The sequence below is a fragment of the Alkaliphilus transvaalensis ATCC 700919 genome, assembly GCF_000621485.1.
GTDB lineage: Bacteria > Bacillota > Clostridia > Peptostreptococcales > Natronincolaceae > Alkaliphilus > Alkaliphilus transvaalensis.
In genome coordinates this window covers 1-1,050 of record NZ_JHYF01000046.1, presented here as the reverse complement: position 1 = coordinate 1,050, position 1,050 = coordinate 1, and the positions used below count along the sequence as shown (strand labels likewise).

The 1,050-nt window shown below is 38.2% G+C and carries 1 protein-coding gene; it reads left to right on the top strand.

All coding sequences use genetic code 11. The features are described from left to right. Positions 1–616: 616 nt before the first annotated feature. Positions 617–1,050, top strand: a 434-nt coding sequence (locus T335_RS0115390; protein ID WP_026478323.1) for a recombinase family protein, incomplete at its 3' end; no start/stop codon positions are given.

Sequence of the window (1,050 nt, the reverse complement as noted above, 5' to 3'; positions counted from 1 at the left end):
CCCAGGTGTAGCTTTACTGCGCGGGTGGATTCACCACCACTCTGTCAAGGTTCTCTGCCAAAAGGCACTACGACGGAAAATCTGGGAAAAAGGTTGGGCTGTGCCTCTAACGCCCACCAGCACCGATGATTAGTCGGGGCGGTCTTTTAACGTGTTCTTCCGTAAACCACGTGTAAAGCTAACAGTATGTAGTTATATATATCTAAAAGCCTTCTCATTTGTTATATACGACATAGGTTAGCTACAGTTAAGAGATATGCACCATGTTTTTATTATAAATTTCATAGGGATATTATGAAGCTACCCCGCCCCCCAATGTCAAAGGTTGAAATCCTAGGCACTGGGGGTGTTTTTTATTTGCAAAGCAGGATAAAGCGAAAGGTTTTAAGACTTAATAAAAGACTTCTTAGATTGTAAGCAATGAAAAACCATGTAATATGGTTGCATAGGTTGAAATAGAAGGTTTATTTGTCATATTACCTTTGAAGTTACTAAACTATATCATAGTTCTTTGAAAACTAAATAGATAGGATACATATATTTAATCCTTTATCTTTTGACAGACATTACCCAAACCGTTACGAAAATTGAAATTAATGATACGGAGGTGAAAAGGATGGAGAAAACCGCAGTAGGATATGTACGGGTATCTACTAAAAATCAAGTAAAGGAGGGCTACAGCCTTTCCTATCAAATAGAGGAGATAAGAAATTACTGTTACGCCCATGGTATACACTTACTTAGTATATATACAGATGAAGGCATAAGCGGGGCAAAGGTGGATGAAGAAGAGCTAACGATAGATAGAGAAGGACTACAATCTATGTTAACAGTTATAAAAGCCCTAGAGGTGGATTATATAGTAGTTCTCAACACCTCCCGCCTATGGCGTAGTGATCTAGTAAAAGTACTAATACAAAGGGAACTAAAGGCTGTAGGAGTAGATATAAAGGCAATAGAGCAGGAGACATATAGTATATATACTAATGACCCCAGTGACTTTCTAGTAAACGGAATGATGGAGCTATTAGACCAATATCAAAGGCTAGA